A 20,016-nucleotide genomic window follows, 5' to 3' on the forward strand; every position below is an offset into this window, starting at 1 on the left:
CATTTTGAATACCGGTAAATACTCCAGATGATAATTCTTCAGAAATTTCAAAAGTAACTGTGGTGGCATTGTCTCCACAACTCGCGCTGCTTACTTTATAGGTGTAATTGTATGTTCCTGCTGTCAATGAAGTGATGTCGATTTCACTAGCTACTGTATTATTGGAAGCATCGGTCCAAATTCCTCCGGTATCTTCGTTAGCTAATAAATCAAACAAATCTATTGTTCCTGTACTAGCGCAATATGATACATCATTGATAGCAGTACCGGAAGAGAAACCTTCAAGCACTTCAAAGTTAACCGTTGTTGAAGAACTTCCACATGAATTATTTACTTGATATGTATACGTCTGTGTTCCTAAAGCAAGTGTGTTGACATCAATAGGATTTGTAATGGTATTGTTAGAACTATCTAGCCATGTTCCGTTAACGGATTCTGAACCATCCAATAGGCTAAATAAATCAAAAGCACTGGTTGTAGAGCAAACGTCTTGACTCCCTGTGAAAACTCCCGAGGAATCAGTTGATGAAATTGTAAAAGTAACTTCTGTAGCAACGCTATCACATGCCGTGCTCGTAACCGTATAAGAATAGCTATATGTCCCTACTGAAAGCGTACTTAAGTCTATGCTTTCTGAAACAGAGACTCCAGATTGGTTTGTCCAAATACCTCCACTATCTTGGCTACCATCTAACAGGGTAAACAAGTCCAAATTAGTTGATGGATTACAAAAATCTACTATTCCCGTAAACGTTCCAGAAGATGGGCCTTGTATCACATTGATTGTAACAGCTGTGGAAGTAACTCCACAAAAATTTGAAACCTCATAAGTAAAACTATGAGCACCCAAAGTCAGCGAGGATGCATCTATAGGATTAGTTATTGTAGCATTGGAATTATCCAGCCAAGTTCCGGTAATATCTTCAGATCCATCTAGTAATGAATATAAATCAAAGCTAGAATTATTAGCACAAACATCCTGAACTCCTGTAAATACAGCGGCTTGAGGTAGATTGAAAACAGTTACATCTACAGTAGCACTGCTAGCATCGCACCCTCCAGATCCCAAAACAGTATAGGTATACGTTCCTGAAGAATCTTGTGAAGGATCAAAAAAACCTGTTCCGCTTGCCAAGGCAGGACTCCAAGTACCTCCCGTATCTGGCGAACCTCCTAGATAATTAATTAGGTCCTCTCCTGCATCTAAAATACAAAAAGAAGCTACTCCATTCTCACCAGAATTTATAGTTGGACTCACTACAATGGTCACAATCGCTGAATCTTCGGGACAACTTGTTGAGTTTTGAACGGTATAAGTAAAACTATATGTATTATTTCCAGACATTGACGTTGCATCAACAATATTTCCCGAAACGGGTAAATCTCCTGTCCAAACCCCATTTGAATCTGGATTTCCGTTCAATTCTGAAAAAAGATCTATAGTTCCAATATTGGCTAAATCACTCTCACAAAGTTCTAAAGTTGTATCATCTCCGGCTATATTTTCATCGTAAACAGTAACTGTAACAGCCAATCTATTATCACTTTCACAGGGAGCGTTCACTTCTGTACCATAATAGGTTGCGCCGTCTATTAAGGGTGTTGCATTATTTAAAGGAGTACTTGCGGTCAACGAGCTATACCAATTATTGGTACCAGATGCCAAAATATCTGCAACCGTTGGTGGGTTTGAAGAACTTCCACAAAAATATTGTTCACTATCTCCTACCGGAGCTTCCGTAACTAAAAACAAACTCACTAAAACACTGAAGCGAGTTGTTTCACAACCAGTTCCAGAAGGAGTTTGGCTTACGTAATACAATTGACCATCCGTTAACGTGGTACTTTCTGAAAGTACATTTCCCCCGATTTCTGCATCGTACCATAATAAATTTTCTCCTACAGCAAACAAATCTGCTATGGTTGGTAATACTTGTGAAGATGAGGTGATACAAAATCCTTGATAACTTACTCCTTGCGGCTCTCCATAAATAATTACTTCTACACTTTCACGTGCGCCACATGTACCTGTATTGTTATCAGCAAAATAGGTCATTCCATCAATCAAAGCTGTATCTGAATTTAATGGAATAGTGGAAGATGCGGTTGCGTACCATTGCACTCCATCCCCGGTATCAACTGCGGTTAAGCTTGCTATGGTTGGATCTTGAGAATCACAGAAATACTGAGTAGTGTTTGGTATTGAGGGGCACTGCGAAAAAATATTTTGTGATAGAAGAAGATTAAACAAGAAACATATTAAAAATCCTCTAAGAGTAATTTTTTCCATTAGTTAACGTGAAATTATTTTTTGTATCTGTTCCATTACTACATTTGGTTATCACTTGAGTTGAACTTCCTTTCCATTATTTAGCTGGTACAGATGTGTGTTTTGGTTTATATATTCGTTTGGTTGTTTTGTTTCTGAGTAATCAAAAATTAATTGTAATCCTTCCGAAGTGACGTCTAAAGTTTCTTCAAAACCTTGATTTTGTGAAAGTCTTAGAACTGCATCAAAAGTAACGTCAAAACCTATGATTGCTTTTTCACTAGGTTCTAAATTATATTTAGACTTGAATTTTTTGAAGAACTTTTCTTTATGAACTTTACTACCTTTAACTGATTCCATTTTCGGATAGATCATTTTTAAAACTTCAAATCGCTTATTTGATACGTTATCGTCATTTAAAAAATCTACTGTAAGAAAGGATGCTAATTCTGTATTAAATTTTGAATAATTATGAAGTAATGCATTGGTCACATTAAGAATCGTATTTGATCTCTCCGTGTTCAAAACAATAAAATTTTTGGTTCCTTCTTTTAAATGTTCTACTATAGTTTTTTCTTCTATCACTCCATTTTCCGGTGTGGAAATCTGAGAGATTTCTGGATATTCATCTGTAATGAAAGAAGGCTTTACAGTTGCGTCTATACCATTTACAACAATAACATTACCATTTTGGCTTGTAAGATAATCTAAAAGCATTCGTTGTGTAAAATCATTTGGCGGTAAGGCAAAATAAGCTTTTGATTTTTCTGTGGTATCCCACAAAACGGGTGATCCATAAACCACTGGAATATGCTGCTCTACTTTGTTCTGAAGTTTATGCACTCCAAAAACATCTGCCGTAGAAATAAATAAATCGGACGTAGATAAATTAGCTATTTCACCCGATGTTAATGCCATTGCATTGGCTGTATGTTCTTCTACCGTAATCCCTAAAGATTTCAGGGAATCTATTGCCAACATAGCTCCTTTATAAAATTCAGCAAACTCCGGATTCTCTTCTTCAAAATTGGCGCTATAGATAAACCCTATTTTCTTATGTTGACCTTCTGATAAATTCTTTATAAATAAATTATCTGACACTAAGACTTCTTCTTGTTCAATCGTAGCTTTACGATTCACAGAGACTTGTTGTTCAGCTTCATTTTCCACCTCAGCTTCATTTTCTTCTGATTTACCAGCACTATTGGTGGTTGTTTTATAAATAGTTGTTGTAGCTATTTCACTATTTCCTTTATGGAGGATAATATTTGATTCAGCATGAAAAGAATTTCCCAATGATGGATTCAATCTGTCTAACTCTTCTACCGATAAATTAAATCTTTTTGCTACACTATATTTTGTATCTCCATTCGCTATTTTATATAAAATTTCTCCGTTACTATGCTGTGAAACTTCTCCGTTAGCATTGCTGGAAGCTTCAAAACTCTGAAATTTTGATAAAACATCTATCTTTTGTTCAGCACTGTTAGCAACTCCATTTGTAATTGTGAGAACCTGACCCGTTTTTAACCCTGAAACTATTTGTGGATTTTGAGCCTCTAAATCTTCAATAGAAATATGATATTGTCTCGAAAGTTTATACTTGGTTTCTCCAGCAACAACAGTATGTTTCATTACCTCTTGAGCAGAAATTGAATTACTTACCAAGCAAAGCAACAGCACAAAAAATAATTTACTTGGTTTAAAAAACATAGTTACCAGATTTTTCACAATATATTGTATAGTCATAAAATACCATCTAAAATTATAAAATTTTCAATACAATCAATCTTTTTTTTAACTTTTATCACTTTAGAAAACATTTTTTACTAAATGCATAAATTTTCTATTGAATAATAAAAATACTTATTACAAATTTAGGTTTTCTTCCACAATACCCTCATTTTTTTAAAAAAAAATGTATTTTGAGTACTTCCCGTAGTTTGTAGATCTAACATTCCCTACTTCATTCTCATAGATATTTACCTACAAATAAATAGCGTAAAAAACTTATAAACAATTTATACTGAAACTATTATTATGACATCTAAAATTCAGATAATTTATTATAAAGTTTTAGCACCTTTTCGAAACAAAAGAAATGAATACATTTGCACAAATTAAATACTACTAACTATAATTATAATGAAACAAATACAACTACATACTACACACGAGGCTCTTGGAGCAAAAATGGTTCCTTTCGCAGGATTTCAAATGCCGGTACAATACGAAGGTGTAACTATTGAACACGAAACAGTGAGAAAAGCTGTGGGTGTTTTTGACGTTTCACACATGGGAGAATTTTTGGTTTCCGGGCCAAATGCTTTGGATTTAATTCAGAAAATATCTTCTAACGATGCTTCAAAACTAACTATTGGTAAAGCACAATATAGCTGTATGCCAAATGACAAAGGTGGAATTGTAGATGACTTATTGATTTATAAAATAAAAGAGGAACAATACCTTCTTGTAGTAAATGCTTCAAACATTGAAAAAGATTGGAACTGGATTGCGTCTCATAATACAATGGAAGCTGAAATGAAAAATATTTCAGACAATTATTCGTTATTAGCTATTCAAGGTCCAAAAGCGGTAGAGGCTATGCAAAGTTTAACTTCTGTAGATCTTTCAGCTATTAAATATTACAATTTTGAAGTAGCCGATTTTGCAGGAATTGAACATGTAATTATTTCAGCAACAGGATATACAGGAAGTGGTGGTTTTGAAATTTATTGTAAAAACACAGAAGTAGAACAGGTTTGGAGTAAAGTAATGGAAGCCGGCGCCGATTTTGGCATAAAACCAATAGGTTTGGCTGCGAGAGATACTTTACGTTTAGAAATGGGATTCTGCTTATACGGAAATGATATCAACGACGAAACTTCTCCATTAGAAGCTGGTTTAGGCTGGATTACCAAATTCACCAAAGATTTTGTAAATTCAGATGCTTTAAAAACTCAAAAAGAGGAAGGTGTTACAAGAAAATTGGTCGGTTTTGAAATGAATGAACGCGCCATTCCACGCCACTATTATGATATTGTAGATGCGGAAGGAAACAAAATTGGTATAGTAACCAGTGGAACCATGTCGCCATCTTTAGGAAAAGGAATTGGATTAGGATATGTACCTACTGAATTGAGCAAACCAGGTTCAGAAATATGTATTCAGGTTCGTAAAAAAGCTGTACCGGCTACCGTAGTAAAACTTCCTTTTTACAAATAAAAAAGTTAATTGCTATGAAAAAATTGAACGAAACAGAAATCAACACCATTTTGCAAGACCTTCAAGGTTGGCACTTTATAGACAATGGTCTGGAAACTTCTTTTGAGTTTCCTAACTTCAAAGATGCATTCTCGGCCATTACCAGAATTGCTTTTGAAGCAGAGCGCTTGCAACATCACCCAGATTGGAGCAATAGCTACAATACTTTAACCATACGTTTAACCACACATGATGCAGACGGAGTTACCGAAAAAGACGTGGAATTCGCCAAACTCATTGATGAGTTGGTAGCTTAGCTGTATGCCAAAAAGGAGCATATAATTTGAATAGAATATTGATATTAGGAGCAAGTGGCTTTATAGGAAATACCATTTATAAAGAACTTTGCTCCTATTATGATGTTTACGGCACATATAGAAGTAAAAAATCTTTCCGAAAAAATCAGCATTTCATTCGTTTTGATATGGATATCGATGGCGTAGATGAAGTGTTGAAAGAAGTAAAACCACATATCATTATTTCTGCCTTGAGAGGCGACTTTGATGAACAAATTGCAGTGCATGATGTTTTGATAGATTATGTAAAAAATTCAAATCGAAAAATCATCTTTCTTTCTTCTGCCAATGTTTTTGATGCGTTTACCAATTTTCCTTCCTATGAAATGGATAAAACACTTTCTGAAAGCAAATGGGGCCGTTTAAAAATCAGAATTGAAAACAAACTACTCAGAATTCCGGAAAAGAATTACTGCATTGCCAGAGTTCCAATGGTTTTTGGAACTGGTTCTCCACGAGTACAGGAAATATTAGCACATCATAAGCTAGAAGTTCCTTATGAGGTTTTCCCAGATTTGGTTATGAACACCACTTATGCTGATAAACTTGCACAGCAAATTCACTACATGGTAAACCGAAACAAAAAGGGAATTTTTCATTTAGGCAGTACCGATTTGATTCACCACAATGAGTTTATTGAAGAGATTTGTAAAGGACTACAACTAAAAAATATCGTTTTTAAGAATGTGTATACTTCTAATTATGATCGGTTTTTAGCGGTAATTCCTAAAGACAATAAACTCCCAAAACATTTACAATTAACAACAGACGACGTTCTAAAAGACAGCATTAAATTCTCATAAAATAGTTATGATTTCTGCAAGATATTCCTATTTTTACAGAAACCATGTCGCATAAAAATGAGAATCTCTAACATACTTTTACTTTTTTTCTTAATTTTTTACAATTCATCTTTTTCACAAAATACTTTCTGCGATAATTTTACCAATGTGAATAAGGTAATTCAGGAGTTTCACTACGCTCCAAAAACTGTGGATGATTCACTTTCCAATTACGTTTTTGTCTCCTATTTACATAAACTAGACGAAGATGATTTGATTCTCACAAAACCTGATCTCGATTCTTTACAAAAACATCGATACCAACTAGACGATTATTTAACAAACCAAGATTGTAGTTTTTTTGAAGAATTTTATTCAGTTTATAAAAAGAGGTTGAATGACACTAAAAATATCCTTTCAGAAATCAATGTAACCCAATTAGACTATAGTGGTAAGGACTCGTTGCACTATTATCAGATTGGTGAAAAAAGAAAAGAGTTTAGCTACGCAGATGATACCAAAGAGTTAAAAAGATTTTGGTCCAAAAAAATAAGAAAAGAAACTATTGACAGGTATTTAGATATTGCCGATAGTACAAGCATTTTCAGCAAAGAAGCTCCAAACTATGCACAACAAATTATATCTAATGAACTGTGCACCATTGCCGATAAATTAAATGACGATGTATCGCTAAGGAAAAAGATGCAAGATTGGTTTTTGAATACGTTCTGCTCCTATTTTGACCCTCATACCAACTATTTTAATAACAGTGAGAAAAGTTTTTTTGACGAATCTATTCATGATGATTTTAAATCTATTGGAGTTTTCTTCTCAAAGAACGATGAAGGAATTGTTTCTATAAGCGAAGTACAACCAGGAAGTTCTGCCTGGAAACACGATATGGTTTCAGAAGGTGATGAAGTATTGGAAATCAATTCAAACAAAAAAAAACTAGATATGAATTGTATAGGCGTGGAAACATTGTACTCTTTTATTTATGATCCTGAAAACACTGCAATTCAATTCAAAATAAGAAAAAAAGAAACCAAAGAAATTACCGATGTTACTCTGAAAAAAGAAAACATACATGTTTCAGAGAATACAGTTGACAGTTACATTTTAGACGGATCGCAAAAGATTGGATACATACGCCTTCCAAGCTTCTATACGAGTGAAGATTTTGGAATGGGTTGTGCAAATGATATTGCCAAAGAAGTATTACGATTAAATAAAGAAGGAATAAGCGCCCTAGTACTAGATCTTCGAGACAATGGCGGTGGATCTTTACAAGAAGCAACTGACTTGGTTGGTTTATTTATAGATCGCGGTCCAGTAGCTATCATCAATAATTTTCAAGACCAAAGTGATATTTATAAAGATTACAACCGCGGTACTATTTTTAGCAAACCTATGGTAGTTATGGTCAATGGTCATTCAGCTTCTGCTTCTGAGTATGTAAGTGCTGCTTTGCAAGATCATCAACGTGCATTTATAGTAGGTTCTCCAACTTTTGGAAAAGGAAGTGGACAAATTATTCGTCCTGTAAATCCTGAAGATCCAAAAGCTGGTTTTGTAAAAGTTACCATTGAAAAATTATACCGAATTACTGGAAAATCATGGCAGAAAAGTGGTGTTATACCAGATTTTGAACTTCCAAGTGCTTTGAGTGGTTACGGAAAAAGAGAATCCGATTATAAAAATGTACTAGCAAAAGATACCATTGTAAAAAAAGTATATTTCAAATTTCCTTCAGCGAAAAACATTTCATCTTTCCAAGTAAAAAGCAGTGAGCGCTTGGCAGCTTTACCGGAAACTGCAACAATCAATCATATAAAAGATGAATTGAAACGCTATGCAGATGATCGCAACCCTATTCCATTGACTCTAAAAGCTATTGAGAGTAGAGAGCAAATTTTCAAAGAAATTATTGATCAACTAAATGGTCTGCACGCAAAAAATACTTTTTTCACTATTGAGAACACAGAAGCTGCCAAAGAAATTCTTTCAAAAAATAGTGACGCCACCACGATAGATGATTCTAAAAAGAAATCACTTTCTGAAGACTTTGAACTCATAGAAACCTACCACATTTTAAACGATATCATAAAACACTAACCAAAATGAAAACAAAACTACTTATTGCTTTTTCTTTATTCTTCTTTGGATTTGCCCAAGTTGAAGCACAAGAAAAAAACAAAGCATTAGAATATTTAGAATTTCTATCAAAAGAAAATGAAAAACTAAACACTCAAGTTTGGCAATATACCAAAGCAGTAGCGCACGATAAAAGACCTAGAAAAATTGAAAAAACTCGTAAAAATCTAGTAACTCAAATTCAACTTTCCAAAAGAAAAATTTCTCAAATGCCAAGTGTAGATGGAGATGACACCTATAAGAATGAATTTGTAAACTATCTTACCATTTATGAAAATTCTATCAATAACGATTATGCAAAAATTGTAGACTTAAAAGAAATCGCTGAGCAATCCTACGACGCCATGGAAGCCTATATTCTTCTACAAGAAAAGGTTGATGAAAAAATGGAACATGCTTCTACTGAAATAGACAGCGCTCAAGCAACTTTTGCTAAGAAATACAACATAAATCTTGTTGCAGGACAAGAGAGTGATCTTTCCAAAAAAATGAAAATTTCAAACGCAGTTTTTCAACATAAAAACGCAGCGTATCTACCCTTTTTTAAAGCTAATTTTCAGGAAAATCTATTAATTGGTTCTTTAGGTAGCCACAATGTGGGAGATATTCAGCAAAAAGCCTCAGCATTGCAAGCTTTTGCTCAAGAAGGTCTTGACTCGCTGCAAACAATTCAGGCGTACAATAATGATTCATCTATCATTGATGTTACCAAAAAAGTACTTTTATTTTATAAAGAAGAAGCAGAAATAAGTGTCCCAGAAATGATTGACTTCATGCTTTTGAATGATAAAATAACTAAAATGCAACAAGCACTCGAAAGTAAAAAAGCAAAAGACAGAACCAAAGAAGAAATTGATGAGTACAACAATCTGGTTAAACAAGTAAATACCGAAGTTGCCAAGTTTAACAAGACAAACGAACGTCTCAATCAAGAAAGAACAGTGTTACTTACCGAATGGGAAACCGTAAGTAACAACTTTTTAAGCAAGCATATACCAAAAAATTAAAACAAACTTTATATTTGTACCACTAGAATTTTAAGACAAAAAATAAAATCATATGGGAAGAGCTTTCGAATTTAGAAAAGCTAGAAAAATGAAGCGCTGGTCTGCAATGGCCAAGACCTTTACTAGAATTGGTAAAGATATTGTAATGGCAGTTAAAGAAGGTGGTCCCGACCCAGATGCTAACTCTCGCTTACGTGCAGTAATCCAGAACGCGAAGGCTGCCAATATGCCAAAAGATAATATTGAGCGCGCTATTAAAAGAGCTTCTGATAAAGATCAAGGAGATTACAAAGAGGTTTTGTTTGAAGGATATGCTCCTCACGGGATTGCTATTTTAATTGAAACAGCAACCGATAATAATAACAGAACTGTAGCCAACATTAGAAGTTACTTTAACAAATGTAATGGAAACTTAGGTACGAGTGGATCTGTTGAATTTATGTTTGACCACACTTGTAATTTTCGAGTAAACGCAGAAGGATTAGATCCTGAAGAATTAGAGCTAGAGATGATAGATTACGGTGCAGAAGAAGTTTTTCATGATGAAGATGGAATCCATATTTATGCTCCGTTTGAAAGTTTTGGAGGTATTCAGAAAGAATTAGAAGAACGCGGAATAGAAATCTTATCTTCTGGATTTGATAGAATTCCACAAGTTACCAAATCACTTTCTGCTGAAGAAGCTGCAGATGTTGAAAAACTATTGGAGAAAATTGAAGAAGATGACGATGTTCAAAATGTTTTCCATACTATGGAAGAAACTTCTAACGAAGAAGCATAATCATCTACCAAGATAAAATTTTAAAAAGGAGCTCTTTACAGCTCCTTTTTTCATTTTTGTAAGTTTTATTGACAAAAATTTGTTCAAAAAAATAAAGTTAATAACACTTCTTGTTTAAATTTCATTTTCTATTTTCACAGAAAATTACCGTTTACCTAGATGAAAACTAACAATCTATACATATTATATGTACTGATTATTTTTCCGTATATCCTATTTTCTCAAGACTTAAAAGAAAAAGTGAGAGAAAATGGATTGCTATTCTATAAGAATATGGATAGTGCCTATACGCAAGTAGACACGCTTATACAACAAGCACAATCTCAAAATGAACCGCTTTTAGAGTTGCTTCTACTGGATAGAAAATGTCACTATTTCTACAACAAAACGGATATTGATAATTTATTGACCTCTTCAAAAATACTAAGAAACAAAGCAATTAAATATAAAAAACCTTCTTACGAATCTTCTGCACTTCTTTATTTAGCTGAAAGTTATTCGCTTAACGAACTACCCGATAAAGCACTTCATAATTTAAATGAAGCCGAAAATATTATTGCAAAAGATACCACTCTAAGAGCATTTTTTATAAAATCAAATATTCTTATAAGTCAGTCTAACATCTATTATGACAAGAAAGAATACAAAAAAGCATTAGCGAAACATCAACAATTGATAAAAACAGGAAACTTCCTAAAAGATCAATCTCAGTACAATCATTTTCAATACATTAACTATTCTAATCTTGCTAATGTATATCTAAATGAAAACATTGATTCCGCTGCCTATTATGTAAAGAAATCCATAGAACTCTCTACAAAAGCAGTAAGCGAAAAAAATATAAAAGGTGCCAATTTGTTTATACTAGGAAAGGTAGCAGAAAAAAGAAATGATACCTCAAATGCCATCAAAAATTACTTGGAATCATATCATATTCTAAAAAATACCGGAGACGCCCTTAACAGAAGTCAATTACTGGAAAGTTTACAATCCATTTATGCCTCTCTTGGAAAAACTGATTCAGCAAAAATATTTCAACAAGAATTAGATGACTACAATGTAAATACACTTCAAAACAAGTATAAAGCACTAAAAAAAATTGTCAAAGAAGACACCTCAAAAAAAAATAAATCTTCTCAAACATTATATATAATTCTCGGCATAAGCATTGTTGTGCTACTTTCAAGTATAACGTTTATACTGATTAAGAAAAGAAAAAAATTACCAGTAGAACCAGAAGAAACAGAGCAAGAAAAATTAGCCAACAATTATGATTCATTGATTGAAATGATTAAAAAAGACGATCCTGCTTTTTTGTCTCATTTTGAAAATATTTATCCTGATTTTAGAAATAAATTACTGGAACTAAATCCTGAGCTTACAATTTCTGAAATAAAATTTTGTGCCTTGCTAAAATTGAACATTCCCACCAAGCAAATTGCTCAATATACTTTTATAGAAACCAGAACTGTACAAAATAAAAAGCATAGAATCAGGAAAAAATTAAATATTCCCAAAAATACCGATACTTATAATTGGTTCAATGAAATTTAACCTTATTCGAATTTCGTCAATATTCACTTCTTTATTTTAAAATTCAATAACATTATTACTTAAACTTAAGAATACCTTAAAGAGTAGCTAATGAGTAGCTACATTTTTCAGGAGAAGTAAGGTTTTGTGTAGTTGATTTTTAGGTTTATATAAATTCCAAACTTAAGTTTACATCAAGTTATTACAAACACTAGTTCTTAAGTTTTAATCATCCAACATCCGAACAAGGAAGTTTTCATCTTAGGTAGTTTTTTCATTTTTGTTCGGAATCTTAAGACTAAGTATCATGTATGCTTTAGGTTTAATGAGGTGCAACAAAGCACCTAAAAAAAGTAGTTTCGAACAACTTAAACGTTCACAAAATAACCAACTAACCAACCAATATTCGTGGAGTGTTAAAAAAAAGTCTGTTTTCGTAAGCAGACTTTTTTATTTTTATTCGAACTTGTAACATTCACTTACACACATCGTCTTTTAAAAAAACTACATTTTATGAAAAAAACTTACCTTACTTTGCTACTACTATTATCGGCGGTAATTTCATTTGCCCAATCTGTAACCGGAAAAATAGTAAATCAGAAAGATGAACCCATACCCTATGCAACCATTCAAATAGGAGATCATTATGGCGTAGTATCTAATACCGAAGGATACTTTACCATTAAAACAAAAAACCAACCTGAGGACGCCCAAGTTCAAATTTCTTTTATGGGATATAAAACATTAGAAATCCCCCTTGCAGATTTTGTAGACGATACTTATATACTGGAAGAAGATGTAAATGAACTAGATGAAGTATTGGTAACCAACAAACAATTAACACCAGAAGAAATTATTACCAACATGTTAGAGAAAGCTCCAGAGAATTATGAGCAAAAAAATTTTCAGCAGACATTTTTCGTACGAAACAATTCTAAGGAAAAAATAATTGATTTTGATTTTGAAATTGACAAAGCTACCGATGAATCTAAAAAAGATCTTAGAAAACTAAATGAAGAAATCGAAGCATTTTCAGAAAAAATGAAAGGTCAAAAATTCCAATATTTCACAGAGTATTACGGTTCTTATGCCAGACTTAATGATTCTTCCAAGGTGAATGTAGATAAATTTGTTTACCTGAAAGATGAAGACGAAGATATTTCTCAAGATAAAATCATTAAAAAAGTAGTAAACATTTTCAAAGAACATTTAGATAAAGATGCTTCTTATAAATTTAAACTTGGTATGTTTAAAGTAGAAGATTCCTTGACCAGAGATGAAATATTTGATGAAGAAACCGACTCTACCAAAGGAAAGTCAAAATACGTTAAGAATAGTATCTTTTATAAAAACCTCCACTACAACAATTTTTACAATGATGACGATTTAGACTTTTTCAACAAAATGAAACGTTACCAATATCAATTGGATGGCTACACAAATATAGATGGAGAATCTGTTTACATTATTTCCTTTTCGCCAGATCGTGGAAGTGCTTCATTTTACGGAAAAATGTACATCAATGTTTTTGATTACGGACTTATGCGATTGGATTACACTATGATGGAAGGCGAAAAGCTACATAATATCAACTTAAAATTATTAGGCTTTAAAGTACAGCAAGACCGTATTAAGGTAACGTCTATTTATAAGAAGAAAGAAAACGGAAAGTACAGCATTAAATTCGGAAAGAGACAAAGTGGAACCTATGCATACGTGAGTCTACCTGCTTTTAAATTCATCAAAAATCGCGTTGACAGAGACGATGATAGACAAAAATTAAAACTCGATATGATGATTGAACAAGATAATTTATCTACAACAGAGTTTTATGTGATTAATGAAGGAGAAATAGATCAAACAAATTATGATACACTTGTGGACCAAGAGGATTATGAATATTTAGAATTAGAAACGTACGATCCTACTGTTTGGGCCGATTATAATGTATTGGCTCCTATTGACGACATTAAAAACTACGGAAAAGACAATACAGCTACTTCTTTCTAATTTTTAGTAGCAACAATCCGTAAACGCTTATAGTCGGCATACCAATTGCCGTCTTTGAACAATACAGGTTTCAGTAATTTCTGAACTTCTTCTTTAATTGCTGAAACTTTTTCTTTTTCAATACCTGTAAAAAAGTTTCCGGCAAACATACTCAGCCAATCTGTAATTCCGGTTTGCTCGTCTGCCAAAAGTGTTGGTCTTTTATACAATTGTGCTAATTCCACCTCAAAACCTATAGCTTCTAGAACCTGTGTATATTCACTCACAGACGGAAAATACCATTGTTCTAATTTGGATTGCGACACGTAACCATACTCAGTCAAAACCATGCGCAATGTTTTCACAATTACATCTACGTTTCCTTTTCCTCCAAACTCTATCACCAACCTTCCGTTTGGTTTCAAAGCATCATACATACATTTTGCAGCTTCTTTATATTCTAAAACCCAGTGCAACGTGGCGTTAGAAAAAATAGCATCAAATTGAGAAGGAAAAGAAAAATCAGCAGCATTGGCTACAAGAAATTCTGTATCAGAAAACTCTTGTTTGGCTTTAGCAATCATATCTTGAGAAGCATCAATTCCTAAAACATTTGCTCCAAGATCTTGAATTTTCTTGGTTAATGCACCAGTACCACAACCTATATCTAAAATATATTCATCTGGTTTTGGATTGAGTATATCTATTAATCCCGCTCCATATTCAAACACAAAATTATGCTTGGTATCATACAAATCTGTATTCCACTTTGTGTTCATGTGTTTGAGTTTGGTTTTACAAATAGGTTAATAATTCTGAAGCTGATTGAAGCGTAAGATATTTTTGATTTTCTAATTCTTGAGGAGAAACTTTTTCATGTTCCCATGTGGTATGAAAGGGAATATGAACTGCATTACTTCTTAAATTGATAATAGGCAAGACATCCGATTTTAACGAGTTTCCGATCATTAAAAACTCTTTTGGCTGAATTTCCAAATGGTTTAACACCTCTGAATAGTCTTCCTCTTTCTTTTCGGTCATCACTTCTATATGATGAAAAAAGTGCGACAAATTTGATTTTTTTAGCTTTCGTTTTTGATCTAACAAATCACCTTTGGTAAGCACAATCAACTTATACTTTTTTGAAAGCGATTCTAAAACCTCAGGAATTCCTTCCAAAACTTCCACAGGTTTGTTGATCATATCCTTCCCTATTTTCAGAATTTCTGAAATCATTTCAGGCTTCACCATTCCGTTAGAAATTTCGAGAGCAGACTCTACCATAGAAAGCATAAAACCTTTCACTCCATACCCATAGATGTCCAAGTTATCTAATTCCTTCCGGAATAATTCCTGATCAATTTTATTGGGAGTTTCGTAGGCAGAAAGCAATTTAGCAAAAGCATCTTCTGCATCTCTAAAATATGTTTCGTTCACCCAAAGTGTATCGTCTGCATCAAAACCAATGACTTTTATTTCATCAAACATTATCTAGCATTTTTTTGGCTTTTACCAAATCTTCCGGAGTATCTATTTCTATTCCGGTTACTCTAGTTTCCACCATTTTTATTTTCTTTCCATATTCTAAATAACGAATAGCTTCTATTTTCTCAGTAGCTTCTAAAGGTTTCATTTGCATTTTTGGAAACGCAATCAATGCATCTTTTCTGAAAGCATACACCCCTTTGTGCTTGTAATATTTTGCTCCGGCATTTTTATCACGAGGATACGGAATTGGCGAACGAGAAAAGTACAGCGCAAAATCTCTGTTATCTACAATCACCTTAACGTTATTTGGGTTTTCAATATCTTCCCAATCAGTAAGTGGCGTCATTAACGAAGCAAGATCAATCTCTTTATCATAATCATGTTTAAAAACCTCTAACACTTTGGTTAAGCTTTCAGCTTCTGTAAAAGGTTCATCTCCTTGCACATTCACCACAATATCAACATCTAAATCTGCTACCGCTTCGGCAATTCTATCGCTTCCACATTCATGTTCTTTGATGCTCATCATTACTTTACCACCGTTCGAAGTAATTTCTTGAAAAATAATATCACTATCCGTCACTACAAAAACGTCATCGAACAAATTTGTAGCCACAGCAGCTTCATACGTTCTTAAAATAACCGTTTTTCCTCCAAGCTCTTGCATTAATTTTGCTGGAAAACGAGATGCCTGATAACGGGCGGGAATCATTGCTATAACTTTCATAAACTTAAAAAATAGTTTGCTATGCGAAATTAGGCTTTAATTTACGAAAATTATGTTTGACAACAGTATTTATTACAATGTTCAGTTAATCAAGATCGGCAAAAAAGTCGTCTTTAAACCCAATTAAATACAGGCGTTCTTTAGCACGCGTAACCGCAGTGTACAACCAGCGCAGATAATCTATATTTACACCATCGGGCAAATAAGGTTGTTCAATAAAAACTGTATTCCACTGTCCTCCTTGCGATTTATGACACGTAATTGCGTAGGAGAATTTTACCTGTAACGCATTGAAAAACGGATTGCTTTTTACTTTTAAAAACTTTTTATAGTTAGACGATTCTCCTTCATAATCTTTCATTACTTCCTGATACAAACGATTACTTTCATCGTAAGAAAGCGAAGGACTTTCGGCCATAATCGTATCTAAAAGCAATACGGTTTCAAAAGGTTTCATGTTTGGATAATCTACCATTTGAACTTTCACTTCTGCAAATCGGAAGCCGTACAATTCTTTTATGGCAAAAATTTCGAGTACTTCAAGAATATCTCCATTTGCTATAAACCCTGCTTCCGTGGTGGCTTTGATCCAGAAATAGTTATTCTTCACCACCATTACATAATCTCCCGGAGTCAATTCATTTTCATTGAAAAGAATCTTAGTTCTTATTTGTTGATTGTACAAATTGGCTCTTTTGTTAGATCGAACGATTAGTGCAGTTTCCTCCTTCCCTACTCTACCATACGCTTCGTCAATTGCTTCCTGAATTTCATAACCGTCTACCAGACGAATGATATCTGAAAACCCTTTGATATGAAACTGAAAATCTTCAGCATAAGCTGCCGACAATTGTTCACGAATATTAGTAGCATTGAAAAGGATCCCCGAATCTTCAGCCTGTCGCATTACTTCATCCATCTCCAACGTGGTGACATCTTTGTTGTAATGATTACTTATGGTATTCTCATCTAAAGCCGGGCTCACCGTTAAATTTACTGGTGGCAACTGAGCTGTATCACCAATTAATAATAATTTACATTGATGACCGGAATACACATATTGCATAAGATCGTCTAACAACGAACCATTTTCAAACAATTTAGAATCCGTGTTTATATCAGGAATCATAGAAGCTTCATCAACGATAAAAACTGTATTTCTATGCTTGTTAGGTTGTAACGTAAAAGCTACACCTCCATTTTGTTGCTTTTTAGGAAAGTAAATTTTTTTGTGAATGGTGAAAGCCGTCGTATTAGAATAGCTGGTAATCACTTTGGCTGCTCTACCTGTTGGTGCTAACAACACTGCTTTTAACTTTGCTTGCCATAAGTTTTTAACAGTGTTTGCAATGATGGTCGTTTTCCCTGTTCCTGCATATCCTTTCAATAAAAAAACGCGCTCCTTGTCTTTTGACAGCAGAAATTCAGATAATTTTTGCAACACAACCTCCTGAACTAAAGTAGGTTGAAACGGAAATTTATCTTTTAATAATTTGTAAAAAGCAGCAGCATCCATAAGGCATTCAAAAGTTTATTTCAAAATTATAAAAACATGAGCAACTCACTGATTAATTGGCATTATTGTTGTTAACAAATATTAAAAATGATTTTATTGTTAAATCCTTTTTTGATTGAAAAAAAATTGTAGATTTGCGTTAATCAGTTTAAAATAAATTCATAACAAATACAATGAAAATAGCTGCACAAATAGTTCTTTGGGGATTGAGTATCTTCTTCGGATACCAAATATACAAATCCGTTTCTGGACCATTGGAATTCAAAAAAGTTAAAGAAAAACGTTTTGCAAAAGTAATTTCTAGATTGAAAGACATAAGTAAATCTGAAGAAGCTTACCGTGTTGTAAATGGAAAATACACTAGTAATTATGATTCATTAGTTCATTTTATTGAGAATGGACAATTTACAATTACTTCTCAAAGAGATACTTCATGGATGGAGTATGATCCTATTTATAAAATTGATATGCCAAAAGAAGGTAAAATCATTGATACATTAGGATTTGTTTCTATTAAGGATTCATTGTTCAAAAATAGTGATCGCTATAAAAAAATGATGTACGTTCCTTATACTGATGATTCAAAAAAATTCGAACTTGAAGCAAAAACTATTGAAAAGAATGGTTATCAAGCTCCAGTTTTCCAAGCAAAAGTACATAAAGAAGTATTGTTACAAGATCAACCAAAAGATTTAGTAGCTCAAGAATTAACCACTGAAAACATCACCGAAGACATCAAAGGACCAGAAATTATTGTTGGTTCTTTAGAGGAAGTAAGTACAAGTGGTAACTGGCCAACTATTTATGACGCAAAAACTAACAACAATAAAGAGTAACACTTTAGATAAAAGTTATAAAGCATTGTCCATTCAGGTTAGCCTGAATGGACTTTCTTTTTGTATTCATAACGCATTGAATCAAACTATTGAGGTTTTAGAACATACTTCATTTGAAGCGTTACACCTAAACCCGGAAACGCTTCTTGATGCAGTAAAGAATACTATTTTAGGTACAGAAGTGCTTCTACAAGAATTTGATTCTTTAAAAGTTGTTTACATTAATAATCTTTCAGCTTTTGTTCCAGAAGTAATTTTTAATGAAGAACATCTTGCAGATTACTTAAAATTCAATGTAAAAATACTTGGAAACGATTACATTACTTATGATGCATTGGAAAATGCCGAAATGAATAATGTTTATATTCCATTTGTAAATATTAATAACTTCTTTTTGGATTGGTTTGGATCATTTGAATTTGAACATTTTTCATCTATCCTAGTAAACCAAATACTCAAATTAGGAAGCATTCATTCTTCACCTCAAGTATTTGTACATTTTTCTGACCAAAATGAGTTTCAAGTGGTTGTAGCAAAAAACAGAAAGTTACTGCTCTATAACTCCTTTTCATTTCATACTCCGGAAGATTTTATCTACTATTTATTGTTCACGTATGAGCAGCTAGAATTAAATACTGAAGAGGTTCCTTTGCAATTTATTTCTACAATAGATAAAGGAAATCCTCTTTATGATATTGCATACACTTTCATTAGAAATGTAAATACGTATACACTTACTCCCAAAGATAAACTACTCAAAATAGATACTAACAGATTTTTAGATCATTTTGTTTTAATCAATTCATTTACATGAGAATTATATCTGGTAAATATAAAGGAAAACGATTAATGGCGCCAAGCAAATTACCTGTAAGACCCACTACAGATTTTGCAAAAGAAGCCCTATTCAATATTTTAAATAACTCCTTCTATTTTGATGAAGTTTCATTGCTTGATCTTTTTTCCGGAACCGGAAATATTAGTTATGAATTTGCCAGTAGAGGTTGTAAAGAAATTACTGCTGTTGACGCCAATATTGGTTGCGTACAATACATCAATAAAACCGCCAAAGAATTAGACTTTGACATAAGAACCTTTAAAAGTGATGTATTTAAATTCTTAGAAAAAACGATGATCACAGCAGATATTATTTTTGCCGACCCTCCTTATGATTTTTCAGACGAACAATTCGCCGAAATCCCTAAACTTGTTTTCGAACGTAATTTAGTATCGGAAGAAGGTTATTTAATTGTAGAACACTCCAAACACACCAAATTATCTGAACTTCCATTTTTTGCATTCGATAAAAGATACGGTGGAAGCGTATTTAGTTTTTTTGAAATTCCTTCGGATGAAGAAGATATAGAAGAATAA

The 20,016-nt window shown here is 33.1% G+C and carries 17 protein-coding genes; 11 read left to right on the forward strand and 6 right to left on the reverse strand.

The features are described from left to right. Both BM383_RS06425 and BM383_RS06430 read right to left on the reverse strand, forming a co-directional pair. Positions 1-2,290: hypothetical protein (locus BM383_RS06425; protein ID WP_177229077.1), on the reverse strand; the 2,290-nt coding region annotated here is incomplete at its 3' end. 51 nt (positions 2,291-2,341) lie between these two features. Then, positions 2,342-3,982: a LysM peptidoglycan-binding domain-containing protein gene (locus BM383_RS06430; RefSeq protein WP_177229078.1), complete on the reverse strand. Its 1,641-nt coding sequence runs from the start codon at positions 3,980-3,982 to the stop codon at positions 2,342-2,344. A gap of 432 nt (positions 3,983-4,414) precedes the next feature. Between BM383_RS06430 and gcvT the strand changes: the two genes are divergently transcribed. The 8 genes from gcvT to BM383_RS06470 all read left to right on the forward strand — a co-directional run bounded on the left by gcvT (position 4,415) and on the right by BM383_RS06470 (position 14,096). Next, positions 4,415-5,494: a glycine cleavage system aminomethyltransferase GcvT gene (gcvT, locus tag BM383_RS06435; RefSeq protein ID WP_093024225.1), complete on the forward strand. Its 1,080-nt coding sequence runs from the start codon at positions 4,415-4,417 to the stop codon at positions 5,492-5,494. A 14-nt stretch (positions 5,495-5,508) separates the two neighbouring features. Next, complete coding sequence (locus tag BM383_RS06440; RefSeq protein WP_093024227.1) at positions 5,509-5,790, forward strand: 4a-hydroxytetrahydrobiopterin dehydratase; 282 nt, start codon at positions 5,509-5,511, stop codon at positions 5,788-5,790. A 26-nt stretch (positions 5,791-5,816) separates the two neighbouring features. Next, positions 5,817-6,632, forward strand: coding sequence for a sugar nucleotide-binding protein (locus tag BM383_RS06445; protein WP_093024229.1), 816 nt, complete (start codon positions 5,817-5,819; stop codon positions 6,630-6,632). 147 nt (positions 6,633-6,779) lie between these two features. Continuing rightward, positions 6,780-8,726 (forward strand): carboxy terminal-processing peptidase, encoded by a 1,947-nt coding sequence (locus tag BM383_RS06450; protein WP_177229079.1) that lies wholly within the window; start codon positions 6,780-6,782, stop codon positions 8,724-8,726. A 5-nt stretch (positions 8,727-8,731) separates the two neighbouring features. Then, the gene (locus BM383_RS06455; RefSeq protein ID WP_093024233.1) at positions 8,732-9,772 is read left to right on the forward strand and encodes an LIC11966 family surface protein; all 1,041 of its coding nucleotides are present in this window, start codon (positions 8,732-8,734) and stop codon (positions 9,770-9,772) included. Between the two features lie 52 nt (positions 9,773-9,824). After that, a complete protein-coding gene (locus BM383_RS06460) occupies positions 9,825-10,553 on the forward strand; it encodes a YebC/PmpR family DNA-binding transcriptional regulator (RefSeq protein ID WP_093024235.1) in 729 nt (242 codons plus the stop codon). A gap of 159 nt (positions 10,554-10,712) precedes the next feature. Continuing rightward, positions 10,713-12,107, forward strand: a complete 1,395-nt coding sequence (locus tag BM383_RS06465) for a tetratricopeptide repeat protein (protein ID WP_093024237.1) — start codon at positions 10,713-10,715, stop codon at positions 12,105-12,107. A 492-nt stretch (positions 12,108-12,599) separates the two neighbouring features. Further along, positions 12,600-14,096 carry a carboxypeptidase-like regulatory domain-containing protein gene (locus BM383_RS06470; RefSeq protein WP_093024239.1) on the forward strand — a complete coding sequence of 499 codons (1,497 nt, stop codon included), beginning with the start codon at positions 12,600-12,602 and terminating at the stop codon, positions 14,094-14,096. On the opposite strand, the gene BM383_RS06475 is transcribed toward BM383_RS06470, so the two are convergent. From BM383_RS06475 to BM383_RS06490, 4 genes are all read right to left on the reverse strand, one after another. Then, positions 14,093-14,854 carry a class I SAM-dependent methyltransferase gene (locus tag BM383_RS06475; RefSeq protein ID WP_093024241.1) on the reverse strand — a complete coding sequence of 254 codons (762 nt, stop codon included), beginning with the start codon at positions 14,852-14,854 and terminating at the stop codon, positions 14,093-14,095. The two genes, BM383_RS06470 and BM383_RS06475, sit on opposite strands and share 4 nt — an antisense overlap. Positions 14,855-14,870: 16 nt before the next feature. Beyond that, positions 14,871-15,563, reverse strand: coding sequence for an HAD family hydrolase (locus BM383_RS06480; RefSeq protein ID WP_093024243.1), 693 nt, complete (start codon positions 15,561-15,563; stop codon positions 14,871-14,873). Continuing rightward, a complete protein-coding gene (gene kdsB / locus BM383_RS06485) occupies positions 15,556-16,290 on the reverse strand; it encodes a 3-deoxy-manno-octulosonate cytidylyltransferase (protein WP_093024245.1) in 735 nt (244 codons plus the stop codon). The genes BM383_RS06480 and kdsB overlap by 8 nt, the downstream gene beginning before the upstream one ends. A gap of 85 nt (positions 16,291-16,375) precedes the next feature. Next, a complete protein-coding gene (locus BM383_RS06490; RefSeq protein WP_093024247.1) occupies positions 16,376-17,806 on the reverse strand; it encodes an ATP-dependent DNA helicase in 1,431 nt (476 codons plus the stop codon). 173 nt (positions 17,807-17,979) lie between these two features. On the opposite strand from BM383_RS06490, the gene BM383_RS06495 reads away from it, so the two are divergent. Genes BM383_RS06495 through BM383_RS06505 form a run of 3 tightly spaced genes read left to right on the forward strand, consistent with a single transcriptional unit; the run spans position 17,980 to position 20,016 of the window. Then, on the forward strand, positions 17,980-18,642 hold the full coding sequence (locus BM383_RS06495; protein ID WP_093024249.1) for a hypothetical protein: 663 nt from the start codon (positions 17,980-17,982) through the stop codon (positions 18,640-18,642). Beyond that, positions 18,611-19,456 carry a DUF3822 family protein gene (locus BM383_RS06500; RefSeq protein WP_093024251.1) on the forward strand — a complete coding sequence of 282 codons (846 nt, stop codon included), beginning with the start codon at positions 18,611-18,613 and terminating at the stop codon, positions 19,454-19,456. Before BM383_RS06495 ends, BM383_RS06500 begins: the two co-directional genes overlap by 32 nt. Next, positions 19,453-20,016 (forward strand): RsmD family RNA methyltransferase, encoded by a 564-nt coding sequence (locus BM383_RS06505; RefSeq protein WP_093024253.1) that lies wholly within the window; start codon positions 19,453-19,455, stop codon positions 20,014-20,016. Before BM383_RS06500 ends, BM383_RS06505 begins: the two co-directional genes overlap by 4 nt.

Origin of the sequence: Pustulibacterium marinum (assembly GCF_900116665.1) — a bacterium.
Lineage (GTDB): Bacteria > Bacteroidota > Bacteroidia > Flavobacteriales > Flavobacteriaceae > Pustulibacterium > Pustulibacterium marinum.

Bases quoted from the DNA above. Each gene is read 5' to 3' on its own strand.
- BM383_RS06490 (WP_093024247.1), bottom strand. From the start codon at position 17,806: ATGGATGCTGCTGCTTTTTACAAATTATTAAAAGATAAATTTCCGTTT.
- BM383_RS06430 (WP_177229078.1), bottom strand. From the start codon at position 3,982: ATGTTTTTTAAACCAAGTAAATTATTTTTTGTGCTGTTGCTTTGCTTG.
- gcvT (WP_093024225.1), top strand. From the start codon at position 4,415: ATGAAACAAATACAACTACATACTACACACGAGGCTCTTGGAGCAAAA.
- BM383_RS06495 (WP_093024249.1), top strand. From the start codon at position 17,980: ATGAAAATAGCTGCACAAATAGTTCTTTGGGGATTGAGTATCTTCTTC.
- BM383_RS06455 (WP_093024233.1), top strand. From the start codon at position 8,732: ATGAAAACAAAACTACTTATTGCTTTTTCTTTATTCTTCTTTGGATTT.
- BM383_RS06480 (WP_093024243.1), bottom strand. From the start codon at position 15,563: ATGTTTGATGAAATAAAAGTCATTGGTTTTGATGCAGACGATACACTT.
- BM383_RS06465 (WP_093024237.1), top strand. From the start codon at position 10,713: ATGAAAACTAACAATCTATACATATTATATGTACTGATTATTTTTCCG.
- BM383_RS06440 (WP_093024227.1), top strand. From the start codon at position 5,509: ATGAAAAAATTGAACGAAACAGAAATCAACACCATTTTGCAAGACCTT.
- BM383_RS06505 (WP_093024253.1), top strand. From the start codon at position 19,453: ATGAGAATTATATCTGGTAAATATAAAGGAAAACGATTAATGGCGCCA.
- BM383_RS06470 (WP_093024239.1), top strand. From the start codon at position 12,600: ATGAAAAAAACTTACCTTACTTTGCTACTACTATTATCGGCGGTAATT.
- BM383_RS06475 (WP_093024241.1), bottom strand. From the start codon at position 14,854: ATGAACACAAAGTGGAATACAGATTTGTATGATACCAAGCATAATTTT.
- BM383_RS06460 (WP_093024235.1), top strand. From the start codon at position 9,825: ATGGGAAGAGCTTTCGAATTTAGAAAAGCTAGAAAAATGAAGCGCTGG.
- BM383_RS06500 (WP_093024251.1), top strand. From the start codon at position 18,611: ATGACGCAAAAACTAACAACAATAAAGAGTAACACTTTAGATAAAAGT.
- kdsB (WP_093024245.1), bottom strand. From the start codon at position 16,290: ATGAAAGTTATAGCAATGATTCCCGCCCGTTATCAGGCATCTCGTTTT.